The sequence below is a fragment of the Stenotrophomonas sp. JAI102 genome (assembly GCF_013409105.1).
Lineage (GTDB): Bacteria > Pseudomonadota > Gammaproteobacteria > Xanthomonadales > Xanthomonadaceae > Stenotrophomonas > Stenotrophomonas maltophilia_AA.
Window position 1 is genome coordinate 329,040 of the sequence record NZ_JACCCI010000003.1, and the last position, 20,122, is coordinate 349,161.

The 20,122-nt window shown below is 68.1% G+C and carries 18 protein-coding genes; 8 read left to right on the top strand and 10 right to left on the bottom strand.

The window, feature by feature from the left end:
* Positions 1–1,887 carry a sigma-54-dependent Fis family transcriptional regulator gene (locus HDC96_RS14635; protein WP_179460636.1) on the bottom strand — a complete coding sequence of 629 codons (1,887 nt, stop codon included), beginning with the start codon at positions 1,885–1,887 and terminating at the stop codon, positions 1–3.
* A 239-nt stretch (positions 1,888–2,126) separates the two neighbouring features.
* On the opposite strand from HDC96_RS14635, the gene adh reads away from it, so the two are divergent.
* The 4 genes from adh to HDC96_RS14655 all read left to right on the top strand — a co-directional run bounded on the left by adh (position 2,127) and on the right by HDC96_RS14655 (position 5,711).
* On the top strand, positions 2,127–3,656 hold the full coding sequence (gene adh, locus HDC96_RS14640) for an aldehyde dehydrogenase (RefSeq protein ID WP_179460637.1): 1,530 nt from the start codon (positions 2,127–2,129) through the stop codon (positions 3,654–3,656).
* A gap of 84 nt (positions 3,657–3,740) precedes the next feature.
* The gene (gene adhP / locus HDC96_RS14645) at positions 3,741–4,769 is read left to right on the top strand and encodes an alcohol dehydrogenase AdhP (protein ID WP_179460638.1); all 1,029 of its coding nucleotides are present in this window, start codon (positions 3,741–3,743) and stop codon (positions 4,767–4,769) included.
* A gap of 112 nt (positions 4,770–4,881) precedes the next feature.
* Positions 4,882–5,259, top strand: a complete 378-nt coding sequence (locus HDC96_RS14650) for a DUF779 domain-containing protein (RefSeq protein WP_179460639.1) — start codon at positions 4,882–4,884, stop codon at positions 5,257–5,259.
* Positions 5,260–5,315: 56 nt separating this feature from the next.
* Positions 5,316–5,711, top strand: a complete 396-nt coding sequence (locus HDC96_RS14655) for a hypothetical protein (protein WP_179460640.1) — start codon at positions 5,316–5,318, stop codon at positions 5,709–5,711.
* Here the strand turns inward: HDC96_RS14655 and ligD are convergent, their stop codons facing one another.
* The 3 genes from ligD to HDC96_RS14670 all read right to left on the bottom strand — a co-directional run bounded on the left by ligD (position 5,712) and on the right by HDC96_RS14670 (position 9,712).
* Positions 5,712–8,273 carry a DNA ligase D gene (gene ligD, locus HDC96_RS14660; RefSeq protein WP_179460641.1) on the bottom strand — a complete coding sequence of 854 codons (2,562 nt, stop codon included), beginning with the start codon at positions 8,271–8,273 and terminating at the stop codon, positions 5,712–5,714.
* A gap of 6 nt (positions 8,274–8,279) precedes the next feature.
* On the bottom strand, positions 8,280–9,221 hold the full coding sequence (locus HDC96_RS14665) for a Ku protein (protein ID WP_179460642.1): 942 nt from the start codon (positions 9,219–9,221) through the stop codon (positions 8,280–8,282).
* Between the two features lie 95 nt (positions 9,222–9,316).
* The gene (locus HDC96_RS14670; protein ID WP_176990764.1) at positions 9,317–9,712 is read right to left on the bottom strand and encodes a hypothetical protein; all 396 of its coding nucleotides are present in this window, start codon (positions 9,710–9,712) and stop codon (positions 9,317–9,319) included.
* 144 nt (positions 9,713–9,856) lie between these two features.
* On the opposite strand from HDC96_RS14670, the gene HDC96_RS14675 reads away from it, so the two are divergent.
* Positions 9,857–10,198, top strand: coding sequence for a hypothetical protein (locus tag HDC96_RS14675; protein WP_179460643.1), 342 nt, complete (start codon positions 9,857–9,859; stop codon positions 10,196–10,198).
* A gap of 1 nt (position 10,199) precedes the next feature.
* On the opposite strand, the gene HDC96_RS14680 is transcribed toward HDC96_RS14675, so the two are convergent.
* Positions 10,200–12,329, bottom strand: coding sequence for a TonB-dependent receptor (locus HDC96_RS14680; RefSeq protein ID WP_179460644.1), 2,130 nt, complete (start codon positions 12,327–12,329; stop codon positions 10,200–10,202).
* Positions 12,330–12,505: 176 nt separating this feature from the next.
* Between HDC96_RS14680 and HDC96_RS14685 the strand changes: the two genes are divergently transcribed.
* The 3 genes from HDC96_RS14685 (at position 12,506) to HDC96_RS14695 (ending at position 15,712) form a co-directional block, all read left to right on the top strand.
* Complete coding sequence (locus tag HDC96_RS14685) at positions 12,506–13,708, top strand: amino acid aminotransferase (protein ID WP_179460645.1); 1,203 nt, start codon at positions 12,506–12,508, stop codon at positions 13,706–13,708.
* 167 nt (positions 13,709–13,875) lie between these two features.
* A complete protein-coding gene (locus HDC96_RS14690; protein ID WP_179460646.1) occupies positions 13,876–14,892 on the top strand; it encodes a class 1 fructose-bisphosphatase in 1,017 nt (338 codons plus the stop codon).
* A gap of 109 nt (positions 14,893–15,001) precedes the next feature.
* The gene (locus HDC96_RS14695; RefSeq protein ID WP_179460647.1) at positions 15,002–15,712 is read left to right on the top strand and encodes a 2OG-Fe(II) oxygenase; all 711 of its coding nucleotides are present in this window, start codon (positions 15,002–15,004) and stop codon (positions 15,710–15,712) included.
* Here HDC96_RS14695 and HDC96_RS14700 read toward each other — a convergent pair whose 3' ends face one another.
* The 5 genes from HDC96_RS14700 to cls all read right to left on the bottom strand — a co-directional run bounded on the left by HDC96_RS14700 (position 15,713) and on the right by cls (position 20,096).
* Positions 15,713–16,078, bottom strand: coding sequence for a hypothetical protein (locus HDC96_RS14700; RefSeq protein WP_179460648.1), 366 nt, complete (start codon positions 16,076–16,078; stop codon positions 15,713–15,715).
* Between the two features lie 102 nt (positions 16,079–16,180).
* A complete protein-coding gene (locus HDC96_RS14705) occupies positions 16,181–17,272 on the bottom strand; it encodes a PA0069 family radical SAM protein (protein WP_179460649.1) in 1,092 nt (363 codons plus the stop codon).
* 286 nt (positions 17,273–17,558) lie between these two features.
* Complete coding sequence (locus HDC96_RS14710) at positions 17,559–18,302, bottom strand: pyridoxine 5'-phosphate synthase (RefSeq protein WP_179460650.1); 744 nt, start codon at positions 18,300–18,302, stop codon at positions 17,559–17,561.
* 4 nt (positions 18,303–18,306) lie between these two features.
* A complete protein-coding gene (locus HDC96_RS14715) occupies positions 18,307–18,567 on the bottom strand; it encodes a hypothetical protein (protein WP_179460651.1) in 261 nt (86 codons plus the stop codon).
* Positions 18,568–18,635: 68 nt separating this feature from the next.
* The gene (gene cls / locus HDC96_RS14720; RefSeq protein ID WP_179460652.1) at positions 18,636–20,096 is read right to left on the bottom strand and encodes a cardiolipin synthase; all 1,461 of its coding nucleotides are present in this window, start codon (positions 20,094–20,096) and stop codon (positions 18,636–18,638) included.
* Between the last annotated feature and the right edge of the window lie 26 nt (positions 20,097–20,122).

The window sequence follows — 20,122 nt, forward strand, 5'->3', positions numbered from 1 at the left end:
TCAGTGGCGGCGGGCGGTCGCGCCGACGCGGCGATACAGGGTGCTGCGGCTGATGCCCAGCGCGCGGGCCGCCTGGGCAACATTCCCATGGCTGGCCCGCAGCGCGTCGCGCATCGCGGTTTCCGTCATCGCCTCCAGGCCCTCGGCGGTAGGCACCAGGACCGGCGCGCGCACGGTCTGCAGATAGGCGGGCAGCATCCCGTGCCGGATCTGCTCACCTGGATCACTCAGCGCCACCAGGGTGCGCAGGCAGGAACACAGCTGCCGCACATTGCCCGGCCATGCATAGCCGGCCAGCGCCTCCAGCGCGGCCGCCTCCAGCTGCCGGCCCTGGCCGAGCCTGTCCCACAGACCACGCACCAGTGCCGCACGGTCGGCCTGCTCGCGCACGGCAGGCAGGCGCACGCTGTGGTCGGCGATGCGGTAGTACAGGTCGCTGCGGAATTCACCGGCGCCCATGGCCTGGTCGAGATCGCGGTGCGTGGCGCAGATCAGGGCGAAATCCAGCTGTACCGGTTTGCCGCCGCCCAGCGGTGACAGCGTGCGCTCCTGCAGCACCCGCAGCAGCCGCGGCTGCAGCGCCAGTGGCATGTCGCCGATTTCATCCAGGAACAGCACGCCGCCCTGCGCCTGGCGCAGCAGGCCGGTGTTGCCGCTCTTGCGGGCCCCGGTGAAGGCGCCTTCCTCGTAACCGAACAGTTCGGCTTCGATCAGGCCTTCGGGCAGCGCCGCGCAGTTCACCGCGACGAACGGCTTGCCGGCGCGTGCACTGCGGCGGTGAAGCTCACGCGCGAAGACCTCCTTGCCGGTGCCGGTCTCACCCTGCAGCAGCACGGGCAGTTGCGCGTCCAAGACGCGGCAGGCGCGTTCGAGCACCTGCTGCTGGGCCGCGTCGAACAAGGGCGTGGCATCGGCACGCACTGCGGCGGCGGCGGCGGTACGTGCAGGGGCCGCCGGTGTCGGGCGGGCAGGCAGGGCCGAACGCACGCGGCTGCCGCCCGCTGGTCCCAGGTGCCCATACAGCGCGCGCCCCTGGCGATCGACCAGCGCGCCGTCATCGTGCAGCCGCGACAGCGGACCATCGAACAGCGCCTCGTAAGGCGCCCTGCCGATGTCGCCGTGGTCCAGACCGAACAGGGCCAGCCCGGCGCGGTTGGCGGCCACCAGGCGGCCATTGCGGAAGCCCAGCACGCCTTCGCGCGCGGTGCCGAGCAGGCCGGCGTCATGATGCAGGCGCACCACCTCGCAATCGCCCAGCCCCGCCTCGAAGTAGCGGTGCTCGATATGCGCCACCGCCTGCCGTGCCAGCACGCGCGCATGCAGGTGCTGCTGGCGCGCGTCGCCGGAGATGTCGAGCACGCCGACGCGCTGCCCGTAGGGATCGAAGATCGGCGTCGCCGAGCAGGTCAGGATCGCGTGCGGGGCGAAGTAATGCTCGCCGCCACGCACCTCCACCGAGCGGCCTTCGACGATGGCGGTGCCGATCGCATTGGTGCCCACCGTGGTTTCATCCCAGCGCACCCCCGGCATCAGCGCCACGCGCCCGGCCTTGTCGAGAAATCCCGGGTTGCCCTCGGCATCCAGGATCCAGCCGGCCTCGTCGGTCAGCAGCGCGATGCTGCCGGTCGCCGCGATGTCGGCCGCCAGCCCGTCCAGCTCCGGCCGGGCCAGCCGCCACAGCGTTTCCTGGCGCTGCCGAAGTTCGCGCAGGCGCGCGTCCGGCAGCGGCTCGACCTCCGGCTGCGCATCCACCGACAGCCCGCCGCGCTGGCAGCGTTGCCAGGACTGCAGGATGGTGTCGGGCACGATGCCGACCGGCGCCGCGCCACGCTCGAAGAACGAGCGTCGTGCAGTGCCGAGACGGTGCTGGAGCGGACGCTGGGACACCTGGATTCTCCAGTGTCGCAATCTGCGACAGTTGTAGCGGGGCCTGTTCCGATAAACACCACACCCGGCGTTACCGCGCAATGACCTGCCGTGATGCACCGCACCAGTTTCCGGGCCCGTCGCCAATCGGCGCGCCGGGTCAGGCCTTGACGCACTGCACCACACCGAACCTGGCATCGTCCTTGCGGCAGGGAACGGACCCTTACCGGGCCTGTCCACCGCCATCCGGAGATGCACCCATGAATGCCGTCACGTCCGCCAAGCCGCATGCCACCGACCCGCAGTCCATCTTCAAGCCGCGCTACGGCAACTACATCGGCGGAGAGTGGGTGGCGCCGCGCAGCGGCCAGTACTTCGAGAACACCACCCCGGTGACCGGCAAGGTGTTCACCGAGGTCGCCCGCTCCAACGCCGAGGACATCGAAGCCGCGCTGGACGCCGCCCACGCGGCCAAGACCGCCTGGGGCCAGGCCTCGACCACCGAGCGCGCCAACATCCTCAACAGAATCGCCGACCGTATCGAGGAGAACCTCGAGCTGCTTGCCCACGCCGAAACCTGGGACAACGGCAAGCCGATCCGCGAAACGCTCAACGCCGACGTGCCGCTGATGGCCGACCATTTCCGCTACTTCGCCGGCGCGGTGCGCGCGCAGGAAGGCAGCCTGTCGGAGATCGACAAGGACACCATCGCCTACCATTTCCACGAGCCGCTCGGCGTGGTCGGGCAGATCATCCCGTGGAACTTCCCGATGCTGATGGCGGCCTGGAAGCTGGCGCCCGCGCTGGCCGCCGGCAACTGCGTGGTGCTCAAGCCGGCCGAGCAGACGCCGGCCTCGATCCTGGTGCTGATGGAAGTGATCGGCGACCTGCTGCCCAAGGGCGTGCTCAACGTGGTCAACGGCTTCGGCGTGGAGGCCGGCAAGCCGCTGGCGTCCAACCCGCGCATCGCCAAGATCGCCTTCACCGGCGAGACCACCACCGGCCGCCTGATCATGCAGTACGCCAGCCAGAACCTGATCCCGGTGACGCTGGAACTGGGGGGCAAGTCGCCGAACATCTTCTTCGCCGATGTCATGGCCGAGGACGATGATTTCCTCGACAAGGCGGTGGAAGGCTTCGTGCTGTTCGCCTTCAACCAGGGCGAGGTGTGTACCTGCCCCTCGCGCGCGCTGATCCAAGAATCGATCTACGAAAAATTCATGGAACGTGCGCTCAAGCGCGTGGCCGCGATCAAGCAGGGCAATCCGCTCGATCCCACCACCATGGTCGGTGCGCAGGCCTCCTCCGAGCAGCTGGAAAAGATCCTCTCCTATTTCGACATCGGCCGGCAGGAAGGCGCCGAAGTACTGATCGGCGGCGAGCAGGCCATGCTCGAGGGCGACCTGGCCGGCGGCTTCTACGTGAAGCCCACGGTGTTCAAGGGCCACAACAAGATGCGCGTGTTCCAGGAAGAGATCTTCGGGCCGGTGGTCTCGGTGACCACGTTCAAGACCGAGGAAGAAGCCCTTGAGCTCGCCAACGACACGTTGTACGGCCTCGGTGCCGGCGTGTGGAGCCGCGATGCTTCGCGCCTGTACCGCATGGGCCGTGGCATCCAGGCCGGGCGCGTGTGGACAAACTGCTACCACGCCTATCCGGCGCATGCGGCCTTCGGTGGCTACAAGCAGTCGGGCATCGGCCGCGAGAACCACAAGATGATGCTCGACCACTACCAGCAGACCAAGAACCTGCTGGTCAGCTACTCGCCGAAGAAGCTCGGCTTCTTCTGAGTTCCCCGGACTTGATCCTGATCAAGGTGCCGGCGTGAGGCCGGCGCCACAGTGCAGTCATTGGCCATCCACGGAGATCCACGCATGAACAAGACCATGAAGGCCGCGGTCGTCCGCGAATTCGGAAAGCCGTTGCGCATCGAGGAAGTCGAGGTGCCGCGTCCCGGCCCGGGCGACATCCTGGTGAAGATCGAAGCCTGTGGCGTGTGCCACACCGACCTGCACGCGGTCGACGGTGACTGGCCGGTCAAGCCCAACCCGCCGTTCATTCCCGGCCACGAGGGCGTCGGCCACGTGGTCGCGGTGGGTGCGGGTGTCAGCCATATCCGCGAAGGCGACCGCGTCGGCATCCCGTGGCTGTACTCGGCCTGTGGCTATTGCGAGCACTGCCTGGGGGGCTGGGAAACGCTGTGCGAGGCGCAGCAGAACACCGGTTACTCGGTGAACGGTGGTTTCGCCGAGTACGCGTTGGCCAACGCGGCGTATGTCGGGCTGCTGCCCAAGAACGTGGGCTTCATCGAGGTCGCGCCGATCCTGTGCGCCGGCGTCACTGTCTACAAGGGCCTGAAGGTCACCGATACCAAGCCCGGCCAGTGGGTGGTGATTTCCGGCATCGGCGGGCTGGGCCACATGGCCGTGCAGTACGCCAAGGCGATGGGCCTGAACGTGGCCGCGGTGGATATCGACGATGGCAAGCTCGCCCTGGCCGAGCGGCTGGGCGCGACGATCACCGTCAACGCGCGCAACACCGATCCCGCCGCGTTCCTGAAGAAGGAGATCGGCGGTGCGCATGGCGCACTGGTCACCGCCGTTTCGCCGAAGGCCTTCGAGCAGGCACTGGGCATGGTCCGCCGCGGTGGCACGGTCTCGTTGAACGGCCTGCCGCCGGGCAACTTCCCGCTGGACATCTTCGGCATGGTGCTCAACGGCATCACCGTGCGCGGCTCGATCGTCGGCACCCGCCTGGACCTGCAGGAATCGCTGGAGTTCGCCGAGCAGGGCAAAGTGGCCGCCACGGTCACCAGCGATTCGCTGGAGAACATCAACGACATCTTCGCGCGCATGCAGGCCGGCAAGATCGAAGGCCGCGTAGTGTTGGACATGAGCGCGTAAACGGCGCCGCGTTGCCGTCCTGCGCCGCTTCCCCTCTCCCGGTGGCAGCAGGACGGCAGCGCCGGTTCTTCCGTCCTGCCGGCCACTGGCCGGCGCCCAGGGTGCCCCGATCATGACCGACCTTCCGCTCCAGGTAATGGCCACGCTCCCGGCACTGCAGTTGATCGAGACACTGCAGGCCCGCCACGGCGACCTGCTGTTCCACCAGTCCGGTGGCTGCTGCGACGGCTCTTCGCCCATGTGTTTCGCCCAGGGCGATTTCATCGTCGGCGACCGGGACGTGCGCATGGGCGAGATCGGCGGCGCGCCGTTCTACATCAGCCCCTCGCAGTTCGAGTACTGGAAGCACACCCAGCTGATCATCGACGTGGTGCCCGGCCGCGGCGGCATGTTCTCGCTGGAGAACGGCGAGGGCGTGCGTTTCCTGGTCCGCTCGCGGCTGTTCAGCGAGGACGAGTTCGCCCAGCTCAAGGCGGCCGGCCGGGTCTGAAACACGCCGCGGCAACCCGTCCATAATGGCGGCTCTCCCGCCGTGATGTCGCCGCCATGCCTGTGTGGTCCGCCCTGAAAAACCCGTTACTGTCCGTGCTCGCCGTCGTGTTCGCGTTCGCGGTGATGGTGCTGGTCAACAGCGTCGGTTCCTGGCTGGTGCCGTTGCTGCGCATTCCGCCGGGCGGCGAGCCGCAGCTGGCCTGGGACCTGGTCTGGACGATCCTCAGCGGCATCGCCGCGATCGCCTTCGCCAGCCGCTACGCACCGACCTGGCCGCGTAGCCACGGCGGCGTGGTGTGGGCGGTGATCGCGGCGGCATCGATCTACACCGCGTGGGATTTCGGCAGCGATTTCCCGTTCTGGTTCGTGGTGATCCTGTTGGTGTCGCTGCCGGTGCAGGCATTCGTGGGCCTGTGGCTGGGCACGCGGTTCCGGCCAGGGCGCGCCTGATCAGCTGCCCGGCAGCACCTGCTTCACCTGCGCGATGCCTTCCCACGGATCCTGCTTCAACCGCTCCGCGCGCTGCAGCGCCTTCGCGAGCGGGAAGGCGTCCGGCGCCGCGATGCGGCCCAGCTCTTCCCAGCGCAGGGGCACCGCCACGCCGGCACCCGGCCGCGCCCGCAGCGACCACGAACTCACGCTGGTGGCGCCGCGCGCATTGCGCAGCCAATCGATGAAGATCACCCCATCGCGCTTGGCCTTGCTCATCGTCGCCACGTAGCGGTCCGGTGCCTGGGTGGCCATGGCCTGCGCGAACGCTTCGCAGAAGTCCTTGGCCTGCGCCCAGTCGGCCTTGGGCTGCAAGGGCACCACCACGTGCACGCCCTTGCCGCCGGAGAGCCGGACGAAACTCTCCAATCCGGCTTCCTGCAGGCGCGCACGCACGTCGCGTGCGGCGGCCTTGATCTGGGTCCAGTTCACGCCTTGACCCGGATCCAGGTCGAACACCAGCCGGTCCGGGTGTTCGGGGTCATCGACGGTGGCGCCCCAGGGATGCAGCTCCAGGGTGTTCATCTGCACCAGCTGCAGCAGCCCCTCCACATCCTCGATGTAGAGGTAGTCCTCGCGCCCGCTTTTCTGTTCCAGCGGGATCGCCTTGACCGCGCCGCCCAGCCCGGTGCCGTGGTGTTTCTGGAAGAAGCAGGGCTTGTCCACGCCGTCCGGGCAGCGCAGCACCGACAGCGGACGGTGCGCGACCTCGGGCAGGATCCAGCGCGCCATGCGGCGGTAGTAATCGGCCACCTCGCCCTTGGTGATCTTCGCCTTGGCGAACACCACGCGTTCGGGATGGCTGATCGTCACGGTGCTCTCTTCCTGCGCAGCCGCGGCCGTCTTCCGGCCGCTGGTTTTCGCCGCCGGGGCAGGGGCGGACGCAGCGGCGGTGGTGACGTTGGCTGCCACGCCCAGATCCTTCGGCTGTTTGTCTTCGCGCAGGCGCTTGAAGCTGGCCTGGCGCAGCAACCCTTCCTTGGCCCAGCCGCGGAAGGCGACTTCCGCGACCAGCACCGGCTTCACCCAGTGCACGCTGCGCGCGGTGAACGGCACATGCGCGGGCAGCTCGACCACCGCGTCCTTCACGGTCAGCGGCGTCAGCTGCTTCGTCAGCGCGCGCAGCGCCGCATCATCGAAACCCGTGCCGACGCGGCCGACATAACGCAGCCCGCCCTTGTCCGGCGAGGCCATCAGCAGCGAGCCGAAGCCACTGCGCGATCCCTTGGGCTCGGTGTAGCCGACAATGAGGAACTCATCGGTGTTCTCGTGCTTGATCTTGATCCAGTCGCGCGAGCGCGCGTTGACGTAGGGCGCGTCGATCCGCTTGCTGATGATGCCTTCGAAGCCGGCTTCGCCACTGGCGGCGAACACCGCCGGGCCGTGGTCGCGCACATGGTCGCTGTAGGCCAGGGTGCCCGGCCTGCTGCCCAGCAGCTGCTTGAGCAGCGCCTTGCGCTCCAGCAGGGGGCCGCGGCTGACATCCAGCCCGGCGATGCCGGGCATGTCGAACACCACGTAGCGCAGCGGCTGTTTCGCGGTGCCGTCGATGACCTTCTGCAACGCGGTGAAATCACTGCGGCCCTGCGCATCCAGCACCACCAGCTCACCGTCCAGGCGCAGATCGCGCACCGGCAGCCGCGCGATCGCCTGCACCACTTCCGGGAAATCCTCCGTCCAGTTGAGGCCACCGCGCGAGCGCAGCGACACCACGCCCTCGCGCACATCGGCCAGCAGGCGGTAGCCGTCCCATTTGATCTCGTGCAGCCACTGCTCGCCATCCGGCGCGCTGACACGGTGATCGGTCAGCTGCGGCTTGAAATCGTGCGGGTAGGGCCTGTCGCGTGCGCCTTCAAGCGCGAGCGCGCGTTTGGACCAGCGCGCATCGGCCTTGCGTGCGGCGCTGTTCCTCACGGGCTTGGCGGGTGGGGTCTTCTTTGCCGGGGCCGCCTTCTTCGTGTTGGCCGCGGCGGCCTTCTTCGTGCCCGCGCGCGTGGCCGCTGTCGGCGGCGCCTCCAGCAGATCATCGGCCTCCATATCCCTCGCCTCATCGTCATCGCGTTTGATCAGCAGCCACTGGTGCTGCTTGCCCTTCATCGCGGTGCGCACCAGCTTCCAGCCGCCTTTCAGCCGCTCGCCGTGCAGCACGAAGTCCACCTTGCCAGCCGCGATCGCCTCCAGCGGATCGCCATCGCAGGCCCAGGTACCATGGTCGTAGACATCCACATGCCCCGCACCGTAATGACCGCTGGGGATATCGCCGGCAAACGTGGCATAGGACAGCGGATGGTCCTCTACCTCCACCGCGAGCCGCTTCTCGCCCACGCGCAGCGAAGGACCCTTCGGCACCGCCCAGCTCTTGAGCACGCCGTCGGCTTCCAGCCGGAAGTCGTAATGGCGCGAGCTGGCATGGTGCAGCTGCACGACGAAGATCGGCCGCCGCGCCGGTGCACCGCGACGCTCGGCGTCCGGCTCGGGGGTGCCGTCGAAGCGGCGTTTGCGGCGGTATTCCTGGAGGGACATGCGCGCTTACCCGGCTTTGCGCGCGGGCGCGCGCTTGGTGGTCTTCTTGGCGGCCTTGCCCGCTGTCTTGGTCGCCTTCTTCGCGGCAGTGGGTTTGGCGACCTTGGCCGTGGCCTTCTTCGCCGGTGTCTTCCTTGCGGCCGGCGTGCGCTTCTTGGCATCCAGGCTCTTCTGCAGCAGCGACATGAAGTCGACCACGTTGGTCGCATCATCCTCGCGCGGCACCGGCTCTTCCTCCACCTTGGTGGTGCCGCCCTTGGCCTTGATCCGCTTCTTCAGCAGCGTGTGCAGGCGCTCGCGGAACTCATCGTGGTACTCGTCCGGCTTCCATTCGCCGGACATCGACTCGATCAGCTGCTCGGCCATGGCGGTTTCCTTGCTGTTGATGCGGTACTCGGACAGGCTGCCACTGGGCAGCTTGTAGTCTTCCGGGTCCACCAGTTCCTGCGGATAGCGCAGGATCATCAGCACCAGCGCATCGCCGTGCGGCATCACCGCGCACAGATACTCGCGGGTGCGCACCACGACCCGCGCGATGCCGACCTTGCCGGTGCTGCGCAACGTTTCGCGCAGCAGCACGTAGCCTTTCTCGGCCTTCTTGGCGGGTACCAGCAGGTAGGGCTTCTCGTAGTAGCGCGGATCGATCGTGCCGGCATCGACGAAGGTCTCCACCTCGACCGCCTCATGGCTTTCCGGCGCGGCCGAGCGGATATCGTCTTGTTCCAGCACGACGTAGCTGCCCTTGTCGTATTCGTAGGCTTTGACGATGTCCTTCCACGGCACTTCCTCGCCGGTGTCGGCGTTGACGCGCTCGAAGCGGATCGGTTTGCGGTCGCGCGAATCCAGCATCCGGAAGTGCAGATCGACGTTGCGTTCGCCGGACATCAGCGACACCGGGACATTGAGCAGCCCGAATGACAGCGTGCCGGTCCAGATCGGTCGGGCCATGGTGGCACCACTCCAACACTACAGGGAGGGCAGCTGTACCGCGCGGCACGTGAAACGCCCGTGTCCGGCCTGTGCAGGCCGGCTGCACGGCACTGCTACTGCAGCAGGCCGTGCACCGCCGCCGCCGGCATGTGGTCCAGCGCCAGCCAGGCATCCTCGACCACCGCCCGCGCCTGCGGCCAGCCCAGCCGGGATTGGCCGCGCATCTGCTCCCAGTGCTCGGCCAGCTCGCCATCGGTGTCATCGGCGCCGCGCGGCCAGTCGGCGTAGTGCGTGGTCAGCGCGAAGGCATAGGCCGGGTAGAGATCGCGCCAGCTGCGGCGGCCGTGGCTGCGGCGCTGCTCGTAATCGCTGCGCATGTACTGCAGGTAGTCCTGTGCGATCGCCTGCGCGTCCTCGGCGCGGTCGCGCCGCGCACGGCGCCCGCTCCGTTCCGGTTGCAGGTAGGCGTTGAACAACGCGGGTGCGGCACGGCGGTCCAGGCGGGGCATGACACGACTCCGACAGCGGTGGGGCAGGCAGGAATAGACCCGCCGCCGTTATCCAGCCGTGACAGATTCGTTGCTGCGACGGGATTCGCGGCGACTTCACCCGCCGCGCGCTGTAGTGGAGCGCACCGTTACTGGAGAACTCCCATGCCACGCGATCCCCTGCGCGACGCCACCGCCCCGGTCCCCGGCGAGCAGCGCGCCAAACATGACAACCAGGACGCCGAAGACCGCGGCGCCGGCATGTCCGTGCCCGACGACACACCCGATCACCTGCCGGTGGCGGTCACCCCGGACCCCGTCCCGCGCGACCGCAAGGATTCGGCCGCCGGTGAGAAGGGCCCGGCCGGTCATCACCGCCGCGAAGATGAATACCAGCGCCGCCAGCGCAAGGAACACGCCAGCGACAACCAGGACGAGGCGCTGGAAGAGACCTTCCCGGCGAGCGACCCGACCTCACCGTTCGTGCCCGCCAAGCCGCCCCGTTAGGTCACGGCGCCCACTGCCACTGCAACCCCACGTTGTAGCGGCGGTCCGGGCCGGGTTCGAAGAAGCGCTGGTTGCCGTCGTTGACGATCACCGAGCCGATGTAACGCTGGTCCAGCGCATTGTCGATCCGCGCGAAGGCCCGCAGCGTGCCCTGCGCGGTGGTCCAGCGCCGCGACAGTTCCAGATTCAGCAGCGCGTAGCCCGGTGCGCTGTCGGTGGCCAGATCGTTGACCACGGTGTCGCTGGAGGCCACGACCTCGGCCGCCCACTGCCACGGACCCGGCCGGTACTGCACCCGCGCGTTCCACTGCTGCCTGGGCACGCCCGGCAGGCGTGAGCCGGCCGCCACCGTGTTGCATCCGGTGGCCGCGCACAGCGCATACGGGTCGCGCACGGTGGCCTCGATCCAGGTGTAGGCCAGCGACAGATCCGCCTGCGCGCCCAGCGGCTGCACGACGCTGGCCTCCGCGCCTTGGCGGCGGGTGCGGCCGATGTTGCGGTACGTGCTGCGGCCGCCACTGTTGCTGGCCACCGCCAGCTCGTCATCGGTATCGGCGCGGAACAGCGCGGCCTCGACCTGCGCGCCACGCTGCCCCTGCCATTTGCTGCCGACCTCCAGGTTGCGGCTGCGGGCCGCCGAGAGATCCAGCGCCAGCCCGGCCTGGCCATCGGCGCGGTAGCCCAGCTCGTTGAAGGTCGGGGTTTCAAAGCCACGGCCGGCCGAGGCGTACAGCCGCCACGCATCGCTGGCGCGGAACACCACCCCGGCCACCGGCGTGGTCGCCTCATAACGCCGTGAGCCGCTGTCGTCCGGATTTCCGGCGGTGATGTAGTGGTCGTTGGAACGGAAGCGGACCGTGCTGTGGCGCACACCGAGCAGCAACGACCAGCGCGGCGCCCACTGCCACCACGCCTGGGCGAACTGGTCCACGTTCTCGACCCGGTCGCTCTGGTCACGGCGCAGGCGGCCTTTGATGCCCACCTGGTCGCCCACGAAGTTCTCGTACCCGTTGCGATCCTGCTGCTGACGGTCGGCATTGGCGCCGATCACCACGTCCAGCGGGCGCCCGGCCCAGTCGCCCCGCCAGGCCCAGCGCGCGTCGACACCGCCGTAGGCCCCATCCAGGTCGATCACCCCGCCGGCATGCAGCGGCGAATTGATCTGCGGCCCCGGCGGGATCGCCAGGTACTGCTCCACGCTACGCTGACCGGCATAGCCCATCGCGCGCCAGGTCTGCGCGCCTTCCGTTCGGGTGAACACCAGCCCGGCCTGGGCCTGGCGTACGGATTTGCGGGTGTTGTACTGGGTGGCCACGGCGGTGGCCTGGCGCGGGTTCTCGCGCACCTGGGCGCGGGTCAGGCCGAGCGGATCCTGGGCGTCGGGCGCATCGAAGTAGTTCAGTACCAGATCCAGCTGGCCGCCACCGACATCCGTGCCGAGCCGGGCGTTGACCGACTCGCGCCGGGCCTGGCTGTGATCGCGCCAGCCATCAGTGTGGAAGTGGTTGGCGGCCACGTTGTAGCGGATCGGCCCCTGCACGCCGCGCAGCTGGGCGCCGGCGCTCACGGTGTTGTCGCTGCCGGTATCCACCCGCAGGCGCCATGGGTCGCCTTCGGCGCCGTCCGCGCTCCAGACCTGGACCACGCCGCCGGACGAGTTGCCGTACAGCGCCGAGAACGGCCCGCGCAGCACTTCCACGCGCTGCGCCGAGAGCAGGCTGGCGTGGGAGAGCTGGCCCTGGCCGTCGGGCATGGTGGCCGGTACACCGTCCACCAGCACGCGCACGCCGCGCACGCCGAAGGTCGAGCGCGCGCCGAAGCCGCGGATCGAGAGCTGGGTGTCCTGCGCGTAGTTCTGACGATCGCGGGCAACCACCCCGGGAATGCCGTTGAGCGCCTCGGAGAGCTGGGCCAGCGGCCCGGTACGGTCCTCGTCCACCCAGACCGTGGTCAGCGAGGCCGGCAGGTCGATATCGGCCACCTGTGCCACGCGCGCGGCCTGGACCTGCACGGTGGGCAGCCGCTCGACCGGCGCGGGCGGGGCGGGGGTGTTCTGGGCCTGCGCCAGCGATGGCAGCAACACGGCCGAGGCCAGCGCACAGTGGCGGGCCAGCGGGGTAAGACGGAGCATGTGGGGCGGGATCCTCGGTGAATGGGCGTGCCGCACGCCATGGTACGGAAGCGGACGTGACGGCAGCCTCGGCGCCCTCGGCGGGGCTTTGTTACGATGGGTCGGTTTTGGATGATTCTGCCGCCAGATCCGCGTCGCGCCACCCTCCCCCTTCCGTCATCCGAATGAGTACCGCCGTGTCCTTCTTTGCAAATGTGGAACTGGTCCCAGGCGACCCGATCCTGGGCCTGACCGAGGCTTACAACGCCGACAGCCGCCCGATCAAGGTCAACCTGGGCGTGGGCATCTATTACGACGAGAGCGGCCGCATCCCGCTGCTCCGCGCCGTGAACACGATCGAACAGCAGCTGGCCACTGACGCCAAACCGCGCGGTTACCTGCCGATCGACGGCCTGCCGGCCTACAACCAGGCCACCCGCGAGCTGGTCTTCGGCAAGGATTCGCCGCTGCTGGCCGCCGGCCGCGTGGCCACCTCGCAGACCATCGGCGGCAGCGGTGCGCTGCGCGTCGGCGCGGACCTGCTGCACAAGCTGCTGCCGCACGCCACCATCGCGATCAGCAACCCGAGCTGGGAAAACCATCGCGCGGTGTTCGGCGCGGCCGGCTTCGACGTGGTCGAGTACACCTACTTCGATGCCGCCACCCATGGCGTGGACTTCGACGGCATGCTCGCCGACCTCGGCAAGCTGCAGCCGGGCACCGTGGTGCTGCTGCACGCGTGCTGCCACAACCCGACCGGTGCCGACCTCACCGTCGCGCAGTGGAAGCAGGTGGCCGAGCTGCTGAAGGACCGCCAGCTGTTCCCGTTCATCGACATGGCCTACCAGGGCTTCGACAAGGGCATCAGCGAAGACGGCGCCGCCGTGCGCATCATCGCCGAGGCCGGCATCGACAGCTTCGTGGTGGCCAACTCGTACTCCAAGTCGTTCTCGCTGTATGGCGAGCGCATTGGCGCGCTGTCGGTGGTCGCCCCGGACGCGAACGCGGCCAAGGCCGTGCAGTCGCAGGTCAAGCGCATCATCCGCACGATCTACTCGAGCCCGTCCAACCACGGTGCGGCACTGGTGGCCGGCGTGCTCAACAGCGTCGAGCTGCGCCAGGTGTGGGAAGCGGAACTGACCGAGATGCGTGAGCGCATCCACGCCCTGCGCCACGGCCTGGTGGAGAACCTGGTCGCCGCCGGCGCACCGGAGTACGCCTTCATCAACGACCAGGCCGGCATGTTCTCGTACTCGGGCCTGAGCCGCGCCCAGGTGGACCGCCTGCGCGACGAGTTCGCGATCTACGCCGTCGGCACCGGCCGCATCTGCGTGGCCGCACTCAACCAGGGCAACCTGGAGTACGTGGCCAAGGCCGTGGCGACCGTCAGCAAGGGCTGAGCAGTATTGCCCCTGTGAAGTAGAACGGCCGCCCTGTGCGGCCGTTTTTCTTTGCCGCGCCGGCAGCGCGTTGCGCGCGGTGGGAACGGTTACGGCGGTCCGCGCCTCGTAATGGCTCCGGCGAAGGGCGACAATAGGCGCTTCTCCTCTGAAGGTCGCCTGATTCCATGTCCCAGACGTCGCTGACCCGCTATCTGATCGAAGAGCAACATGCCGGCCGCATCAACGCCGATCTGCGCCAGCTGATCGCTGTCGTCGCCCGCGCCTGCACCAGCATCTCCATCGCGGTCAGCAAGGGCGCGCTGGGCGGTGTGCTCGGCGAAGCCGGTACCGGCAACGTGCAGGGCGAGGCGCAGAAGAAGCTGGACGTGATCAGCAACGAGATCCTGCTGGAAGCCAACGCCTGGGGCGGCCACCTGGCCGCCTGCGCCTCGGAAGAGATGGATCACTGCCAGCCGGTGCCCGACACCTACCCGCGCGGTGACTTCCTGCTGCTGTTCGACCCCCTCGATGGCAGCTCCAACATCGACGTCAACGTGTCGGTCGGCACCATCTTCTCGGTGCTGCGCTGCCCGCCGGGCACCGAGCAGCCCAACGATGCCAGCTTCCTGCAGCCGGGCACTGCGCAGGTTGCGGCCGGCTACTGCATCTACGGGCCGAGCACGCAGATGGTGCTCACCGTTGGCCACGGCACGCACGCGTTCACCCTGGACCGCGAGAAGGGCGAGTTCGTGCTGACCACGCCGGACATGCAGATCCCGGCGGACACCCAGGAATTCGCGATCAACATGTCCAACCAGCGGCATTGGGAAACCCCGATGCAGGCTTACGTGCAGGACCTGCTGGCCGGCAAGGAAGGCGCGCGCGGCAAGAACTTCAACATGCGCTGGATTGCCAGCATGGTCGCCGACGTGCATCGCATCCTGACCCGCGGCGGCATCTTCATCTATCCGTGGGACAAGAAGGATCCGTCCAAGGCCGGCAAGCTGCGCCTGATGTACGAAGCCAACCCGATGGGCCTGCTGGTCGAGCAGGCCGGCGGCGCTGCCACCACCGGCCGCGAACGCATCCTCGACATCCAGCCCGACCAGTTGCACCAGCGCGTGCCGGTGTTCCTCGGCTCGCGCAACGAGGTGGAAGAAGCCACCCGTTACCACCGCGAACACGACAGCGCGGCGGGTTGATTTCCTACACAGGGCTGGCCGATCGGTCAGCCCTGTTATTACGTGGGAACGGCGTGACATCGGCCACGGCAGCGGTCACCATCGGCCACTCGTGCCCACGGACGACCCCATGACTGCCGACGCGCCGCTCGATTTCATCGAAGTAATCCACAACGCCGTCCCCAACGAGGTCTGCGCGGCCCTGCAGGCCCAGATGCGATCCAGTGCGCAGTTGAAGCCGGGCGAGGTGGGCAGCGGTGTGTTCCCGGAACTCAAGCACAGCAAGGATCTGCGCATCAGCGGGCGCCCCGAGTGGCGGCAGGCGGAAGCGGTGCTGCAGCAGGCGGTTTTCAAGGGTTTGCTGACTTATCTACGCCGTTATCCACAGGCCCTGATCTCGCCGTTGATGTTGCAGATCCAGGACAGCCAGGGCCAGCCGCGCCGGTTGGCGGCCGAGGATTTCCCCGACATGGACGACGCCACGCTATCCGACCTGGCCCGCACCTGCCTGCGGCCCGGTGCCATCAATCTGCAATGGTATGCAGCGGGCGAGGGCGGCTATCCGTACTGGCACTGCGAACTGTATCCACGCGATCCGGCCGGCGAAACGCTGCACCGCCACCTGCTGTGGACGCTCTACCTCAACGACGACTTCGACGCCGGCGAAACCGAGTTCCTGTTCCAGGGCCGCAAGGTCGCGCCGCGCACGGGCAGCCTGTTGATCGCACCGACCGCGTTCACCCACACGCATCGGGGCAACCGGCCGCAGGGTGGGGACAAGTTCATTGCGACGAGCTGGATTCTTTTCCAGAGTGCGCAGAAGTTGTTTGGTGGGAATTGATCAGCGCGCCAGCACCAGCAACACAGCGCCGACAACCACCACCACCGCCAACACCATCACCGTGATCAGCACAGTGCGCCCGGTGCGCTTCGCCTTGGCCTTCAGTCCGGCCAACACGTCCAGATCCAGATAGAGACGATCAGCGCCCGCGTCGCGGATGACGCCGTTGTCGCGGTAGTACTTGAGCGGTACCTGCAATGCAGTGTCGATGGTGTCGGCCGCGATCGCGCTCTGCGGAGACAGCGCCTGATGGCCGGTGAAGTGTGCGATCAATGCGTCGCGCTGCTGCTGCACCGCTGCGGTGATGGCGGCATTGATCGCGATGCTGGCCGCGTTGGACGCGGCCGAGGTGGCTGCCGATGACATGGGGTTCCCCCTGGATATCCGATGTGGACGTCAGACCACCGCGGCGCGGTGCCTGGACCCGATTGTTGGGCGCGCGCGTCCCAAAGTCCATCAGGGCGCTGGTCAGAACAGCGAGCCTTGGGGTGAGTCCACCCGCGGCGGCAGCGGCCGCAGGAAGCGGGTGCAGTCCAGTTTCGGCCAGTGGCTGTTCTGCGCGTCGAAGCCCAGGCGCTTGCGGGCCAGCTTGAAGCGGTTGGACAGCAGATCCGCGTACACGCCTTCACCGCGCATGCGCGTGCCGAACTGGCTGTTGTAGTCCTTGCCGCCGCGCAGCTGGTTGATGGTGCTCATCACGTGCGTGGCGCGGTCCGGATGGTGGGTGTCGAGCCAATCGCGGAACAGCGGCGCCACTTCCAGCGGCAGGCGCAGCAGCACGTAGCCGGCGGTGGAGGCACCGGCATCGTGGGCGGCCTCGAGCACGGCTTCCAGTTCGGCATCGTTGATCCACGGGATCACCGGCGCGACCATCACCCCGACCGGGATACCGGCATCGCTCAGGCGACGCATCGCGCGCAGCCGTGCATGCGGGGCCGACGCACGGGGTTCCAGCTTGGCGGACAGGTGCGGATCCAGCGAGGTCACCGAGAAGTGCACGCTGACCAGGTGCTTTTCGGCCAGCGGCGCAAGCAGGTCGATGTCGCGCTCGACCAGCGCATTCTTGGTGATCAACGAGAAGGGATGCTGGGTTTCCAGCATCACCTCGATCAGCTGGCGCGTCAGTTTGAGCTTGCGCTCGATCGGCTGGTAGGCATCGGTATTGATGCCCAGCGCGATCGGCTGGGGCACGTACCCGGGCCGCGAGAACTCCTTGCGCAGCAGCTGCGGCGCATTGGTCTTGGCGAACAGCTTGGTCTCGAAGTCCAGCCCCGGCGAGAGATTGAGATAGGCGTGCGAGGGCCGGGCAAAGCAGTAGGAACAGCCATGTTCGCAACCGCGGTACGGATTGACCGACTGGCTGAAACCGACGTCCGGCGACTTGTTGCGGCTGATGATGCTGCGCGCAGTCTCGGCGCGCACTTCGGTGCGCAGGCGCGGTGCGGCAAACTCCTCGCTCTCGTCCGGCGCCCAGCCGTCGTCCATCGCTTCGCTGACGGTGACCTCGAAGCGGCCCGCCAGGTGCGTGCTGGAACCCCGGCCTTTGATCGCAATACCCATGGTCAAAGGCTATCGCCGCGAGGTCTCAGGGAATGAGACGTCGTGGCGTCGGAACGGCGGAGATAGGAGATTTCCATGGTTAGTAGTATTACTAACCACAGGGATAATTGAAAGTGAAACCCGCGCCGTGCAAGGGTCGCCGGGGGTGGGGACCGATTTGATCCCCAAAATTATCCACAGGGGCAGGGCGGGTGCCTGGCGTGTCATGCCACCAGGCGGCTGAGCCGACCAACGGTCGGCTCCTACCGGATGCGGGGGACTTATGCGGCGGGGGATGCGCGCCGCATCAGAGCAGCCGCAGATACCCCTTCACCGTGGCGTCCAGCCCGGCGTACAGCGCCTCGCTGATCAGGGCGTGGCCGATCGAGACCTCCAGCACGTCGGGCACCGCCTGCAGGAACGCCGCCAGGTTGTCCTGCGACAGGTCATGCCCGGCGTTGACGCCCAGGCCGGCCGCCTGCGCGCGGCGGGCCGCATCCGCGAACAGCGCCAGCATGGCCGTGGCGTCGCCGGCGGCATGCGCCTCGGCGTAGGGGCCGGTGTAGAGCTCCACGCGGTCGGCACCGATGGCCGCGGCCTGGGCGATGTCGGGATTGCCCGCGTCCACGAACAGGCTGACGCGGCAGCCATACGTCTTCAGCTCGGCGATCAGCGGGCGCAGGCGCTCCGCATCGCGACCGAAGTCGACGCCGTGGTCGGAGGTCAGCTGGCCGTCGCCATCCGGCACCAGGGTGGCCTGGGCGGGGCGGGTCTGCGCGCACAGCGGCAGCAGCCCGGGGTAGCCGTCACGCGGGGGCGCGAACGGGTTGCCCTCGATGTTGAACTCCACGCCGCGCTCGGTCGTCAATGCGGACAGCGCGAGCACGTCCTCGGCGTGGATGTGGCGACGGTCCGGGCGCGGGTGCACGGTGATGCCGTGCGCGCCGGCGTCCAGGCAGGCGCGGGCGGCCTGCAGCACGTCCGGGTCCGCACCGCCGCGCGAGTTGCGCAGGACGGCGATCTTGTTCACGTTGACGCTGAGTTGGGTCATGGCACTACGTAGGGTCGGATTCACCCTGAGCGGTCGGGGTGCGCGCCTGGAGGGCGAGCTCCCGCAGCCGACGGAGTTCGTTGGGATCGGTGATGGCCGCGCGGGTGGCCTGCACATCGCCGAAGCGGGCCACGTAGAGGCCGCGGACCCACGCCAGCAGGAACACCAGGGTGCCCAGCAGCGACAGCGCCATCAGCCCCATGTGGGGGGTCTTGAGCGCCATGCCGAAACAGGCCAGCGCGAACAGCAGAAACAGCCAGTACATGTCGTTCTCCCCGATTGACCGGGCCAGTGTAGCGCTGGCGCCGGGTGCGGTTCCACGGGGAGCAGTGGCTACAGCAGCGGCGAGGCCAGGCGGGCGAACGCCTCGGGCACACGGTGCCGCCACAGCGAACGCTGGCGGTCGTTGTAGACCGGCGCGGCGCTGCTGTACTCGGCCAGCAGGATCTCGGCCAGCGCCGCAACGCGGCCGGTGTCGCTGATCATCATCGAGAGCTCGAAGTTGAGCCGGAAACTGCGGTGGTCGAAGTTGGCACTGCCGACGATGCACACGTCGTCATCGGCGATGAAGGCCTTGGTGTGCAACATGCGCGGGCCGTACTCGTAGATCTTGACGCCTGCCTGCAGCAGCTCGTCGAAGTAGGAGCGCGCGGCCTGGGTGACGAACCAGGAGTCGCTCATCTTGGGCACCAGCAGCCGCACGTCCAGGCCGCCGAGCGCGGCCGAGGTGAGCGCCATGCGCGCGGCCTCGCCGGGAACGAAGTAGGGCGTGACCAGCCAGACCCGCTCCTTCGCTTCGTGGATCGCCGCGACATGCAGGCGATGGATGGTCTCCCACGACGAATCCGGGCCGGACACCAGCACCTGCGCATTAATGCTGCCCTCGCTGCGGCTGGGCATGGTTTCCGGCCACAGCTGGGCAATGTTGAAGCGCGCCGGCTCCTGACCGGTGGCGTAGATCCAGTCCTCGATGAAGACCAGCTGCAGGCTGCGCACCACGTGGCCCCGCAGCCGCATGTGCAGATCGCGATATGCATCCGCGCGGACGCTCTCGTCTTCCTCGTCCGTGATGTTGATGCCACCAGTGAATGCCTGCAGGCCGTCGATGATGACCAGCTTGCGGTGCGTGCGCAGATTCAACCACGGCCGCTTGAAGGGCTTGAGCAGCTGCCGCGGATGGAACCAGACCACTTCGGCACCGGCATCCAGCAGCGGCTGCAGGAAGCGCTTGCGAAGGGACGACGAGCCGACCGCATCCAGCAGCAGGCGCACGCGCACGCCGGCCGCCGCACGCTCGGTCAGCGCATCGCGCAGCGCGGTGCCGGCGTGGTCCGGATTGAAAATGTAGTACTCCAGGTGCAGATGATCCTTGGCCGTGGCCACCGCGGCGAGCAGCGCGCTGTAGGTGGCCGCACCATCGACCAGCCACTCCACTTCGGTGGCCGAGCTCGGCGACAGGCCGGTGGTGGCCTGGGCGATCTTGGCCAGCTCGGTGCAGTCGGCATCGGGGGGGCAGACGCTGCTGTAGTGCTCCATGCCGGAGCGCGAACGGCCACGGCGCAGGCGCTGCCGTTTCACCTTCTGCGGGCCGAGCAGGTAATAAATGAAGAGGCCCAGATAGGGCAGGGCGGCCAGCGAGAGGATCCAGCTCAGCGTGGCGACCGGCTCGCGCTTCTGCAGCATGATCCAGCCGATCAGCCACAGCAGATAGAGAATGTAGGCGGCCACCAGCATGGGGCGCAGGTGGGGGATGGCATCGAGCCAGTCCCCGAAGACGTCGAAGGTTGCGAGCATGGCCGGATGATAGCGGGCGGCGCGCC

Bases quoted from the DNA above. Each gene is read 5' to 3' on its own strand.
- HDC96_RS14650 (WP_179460639.1), top strand. From the start codon at position 4,882: ATGACCGACCTTCCGCTCCAGGTAATGGCCACGCTCCCGGCACTGCAG.
- adhP (WP_179460638.1), top strand. From the start codon at position 3,741: ATGAACAAGACCATGAAGGCCGCGGTCGTCCGCGAATTCGGAAAGCCG.
- adh (WP_179460637.1), top strand. From the start codon at position 2,127: ATGAATGCCGTCACGTCCGCCAAGCCGCATGCCACCGACCCGCAGTCC.
- cls (WP_179460652.1), bottom strand. From the start codon at position 20,096: ATGCTCGCAACCTTCGACGTCTTCGGGGACTGGCTCGATGCCATCCCC.
- HDC96_RS14700 (WP_179460648.1), bottom strand. From the start codon at position 16,078: ATGTCATCGGCAGCCACCTCGGCCGCGTCCAACGCGGCCAGCATCGCG.
- HDC96_RS14675 (WP_179460643.1), top strand. From the start codon at position 9,857: ATGCCACGCGATCCCCTGCGCGACGCCACCGCCCCGGTCCCCGGCGAG.
- HDC96_RS14690 (WP_179460646.1), top strand. From the start codon at position 13,876: ATGTCCCAGACGTCGCTGACCCGCTATCTGATCGAAGAGCAACATGCC.
- HDC96_RS14670 (WP_176990764.1), bottom strand. From the start codon at position 9,712: ATGCCCCGCCTGGACCGCCGTGCCGCACCCGCGTTGTTCAACGCCTAC.
- HDC96_RS14715 (WP_179460651.1), bottom strand. From the start codon at position 18,567: ATGTACTGGCTGTTTCTGCTGTTCGCGCTGGCCTGTTTCGGCATGGCG.
- HDC96_RS14705 (WP_179460649.1), bottom strand. From the start codon at position 17,272: ATGGGTATTGCGATCAAAGGCCGGGGTTCCAGCACGCACCTGGCGGGC.
- HDC96_RS14655 (WP_179460640.1), top strand. From the start codon at position 5,316: ATGCCTGTGTGGTCCGCCCTGAAAAACCCGTTACTGTCCGTGCTCGCC.
- HDC96_RS14665 (WP_179460642.1), bottom strand. From the start codon at position 9,221: ATGGCCCGACCGATCTGGACCGGCACGCTGTCATTCGGGCTGCTCAAT.
- HDC96_RS14710 (WP_179460650.1), bottom strand. From the start codon at position 18,302: ATGACCCAACTCAGCGTCAACGTGAACAAGATCGCCGTCCTGCGCAAC.
- HDC96_RS14695 (WP_179460647.1), top strand. From the start codon at position 15,002: ATGACTGCCGACGCGCCGCTCGATTTCATCGAAGTAATCCACAACGCC.
- HDC96_RS14680 (WP_179460644.1), bottom strand. From the start codon at position 12,329: ATGCTCCGTCTTACCCCGCTGGCCCGCCACTGTGCGCTGGCCTCGGCC.
- ligD (WP_179460641.1), bottom strand. From the start codon at position 8,273: ATGTCCCTCCAGGAATACCGCCGCAAACGCCGCTTCGACGGCACCCCC.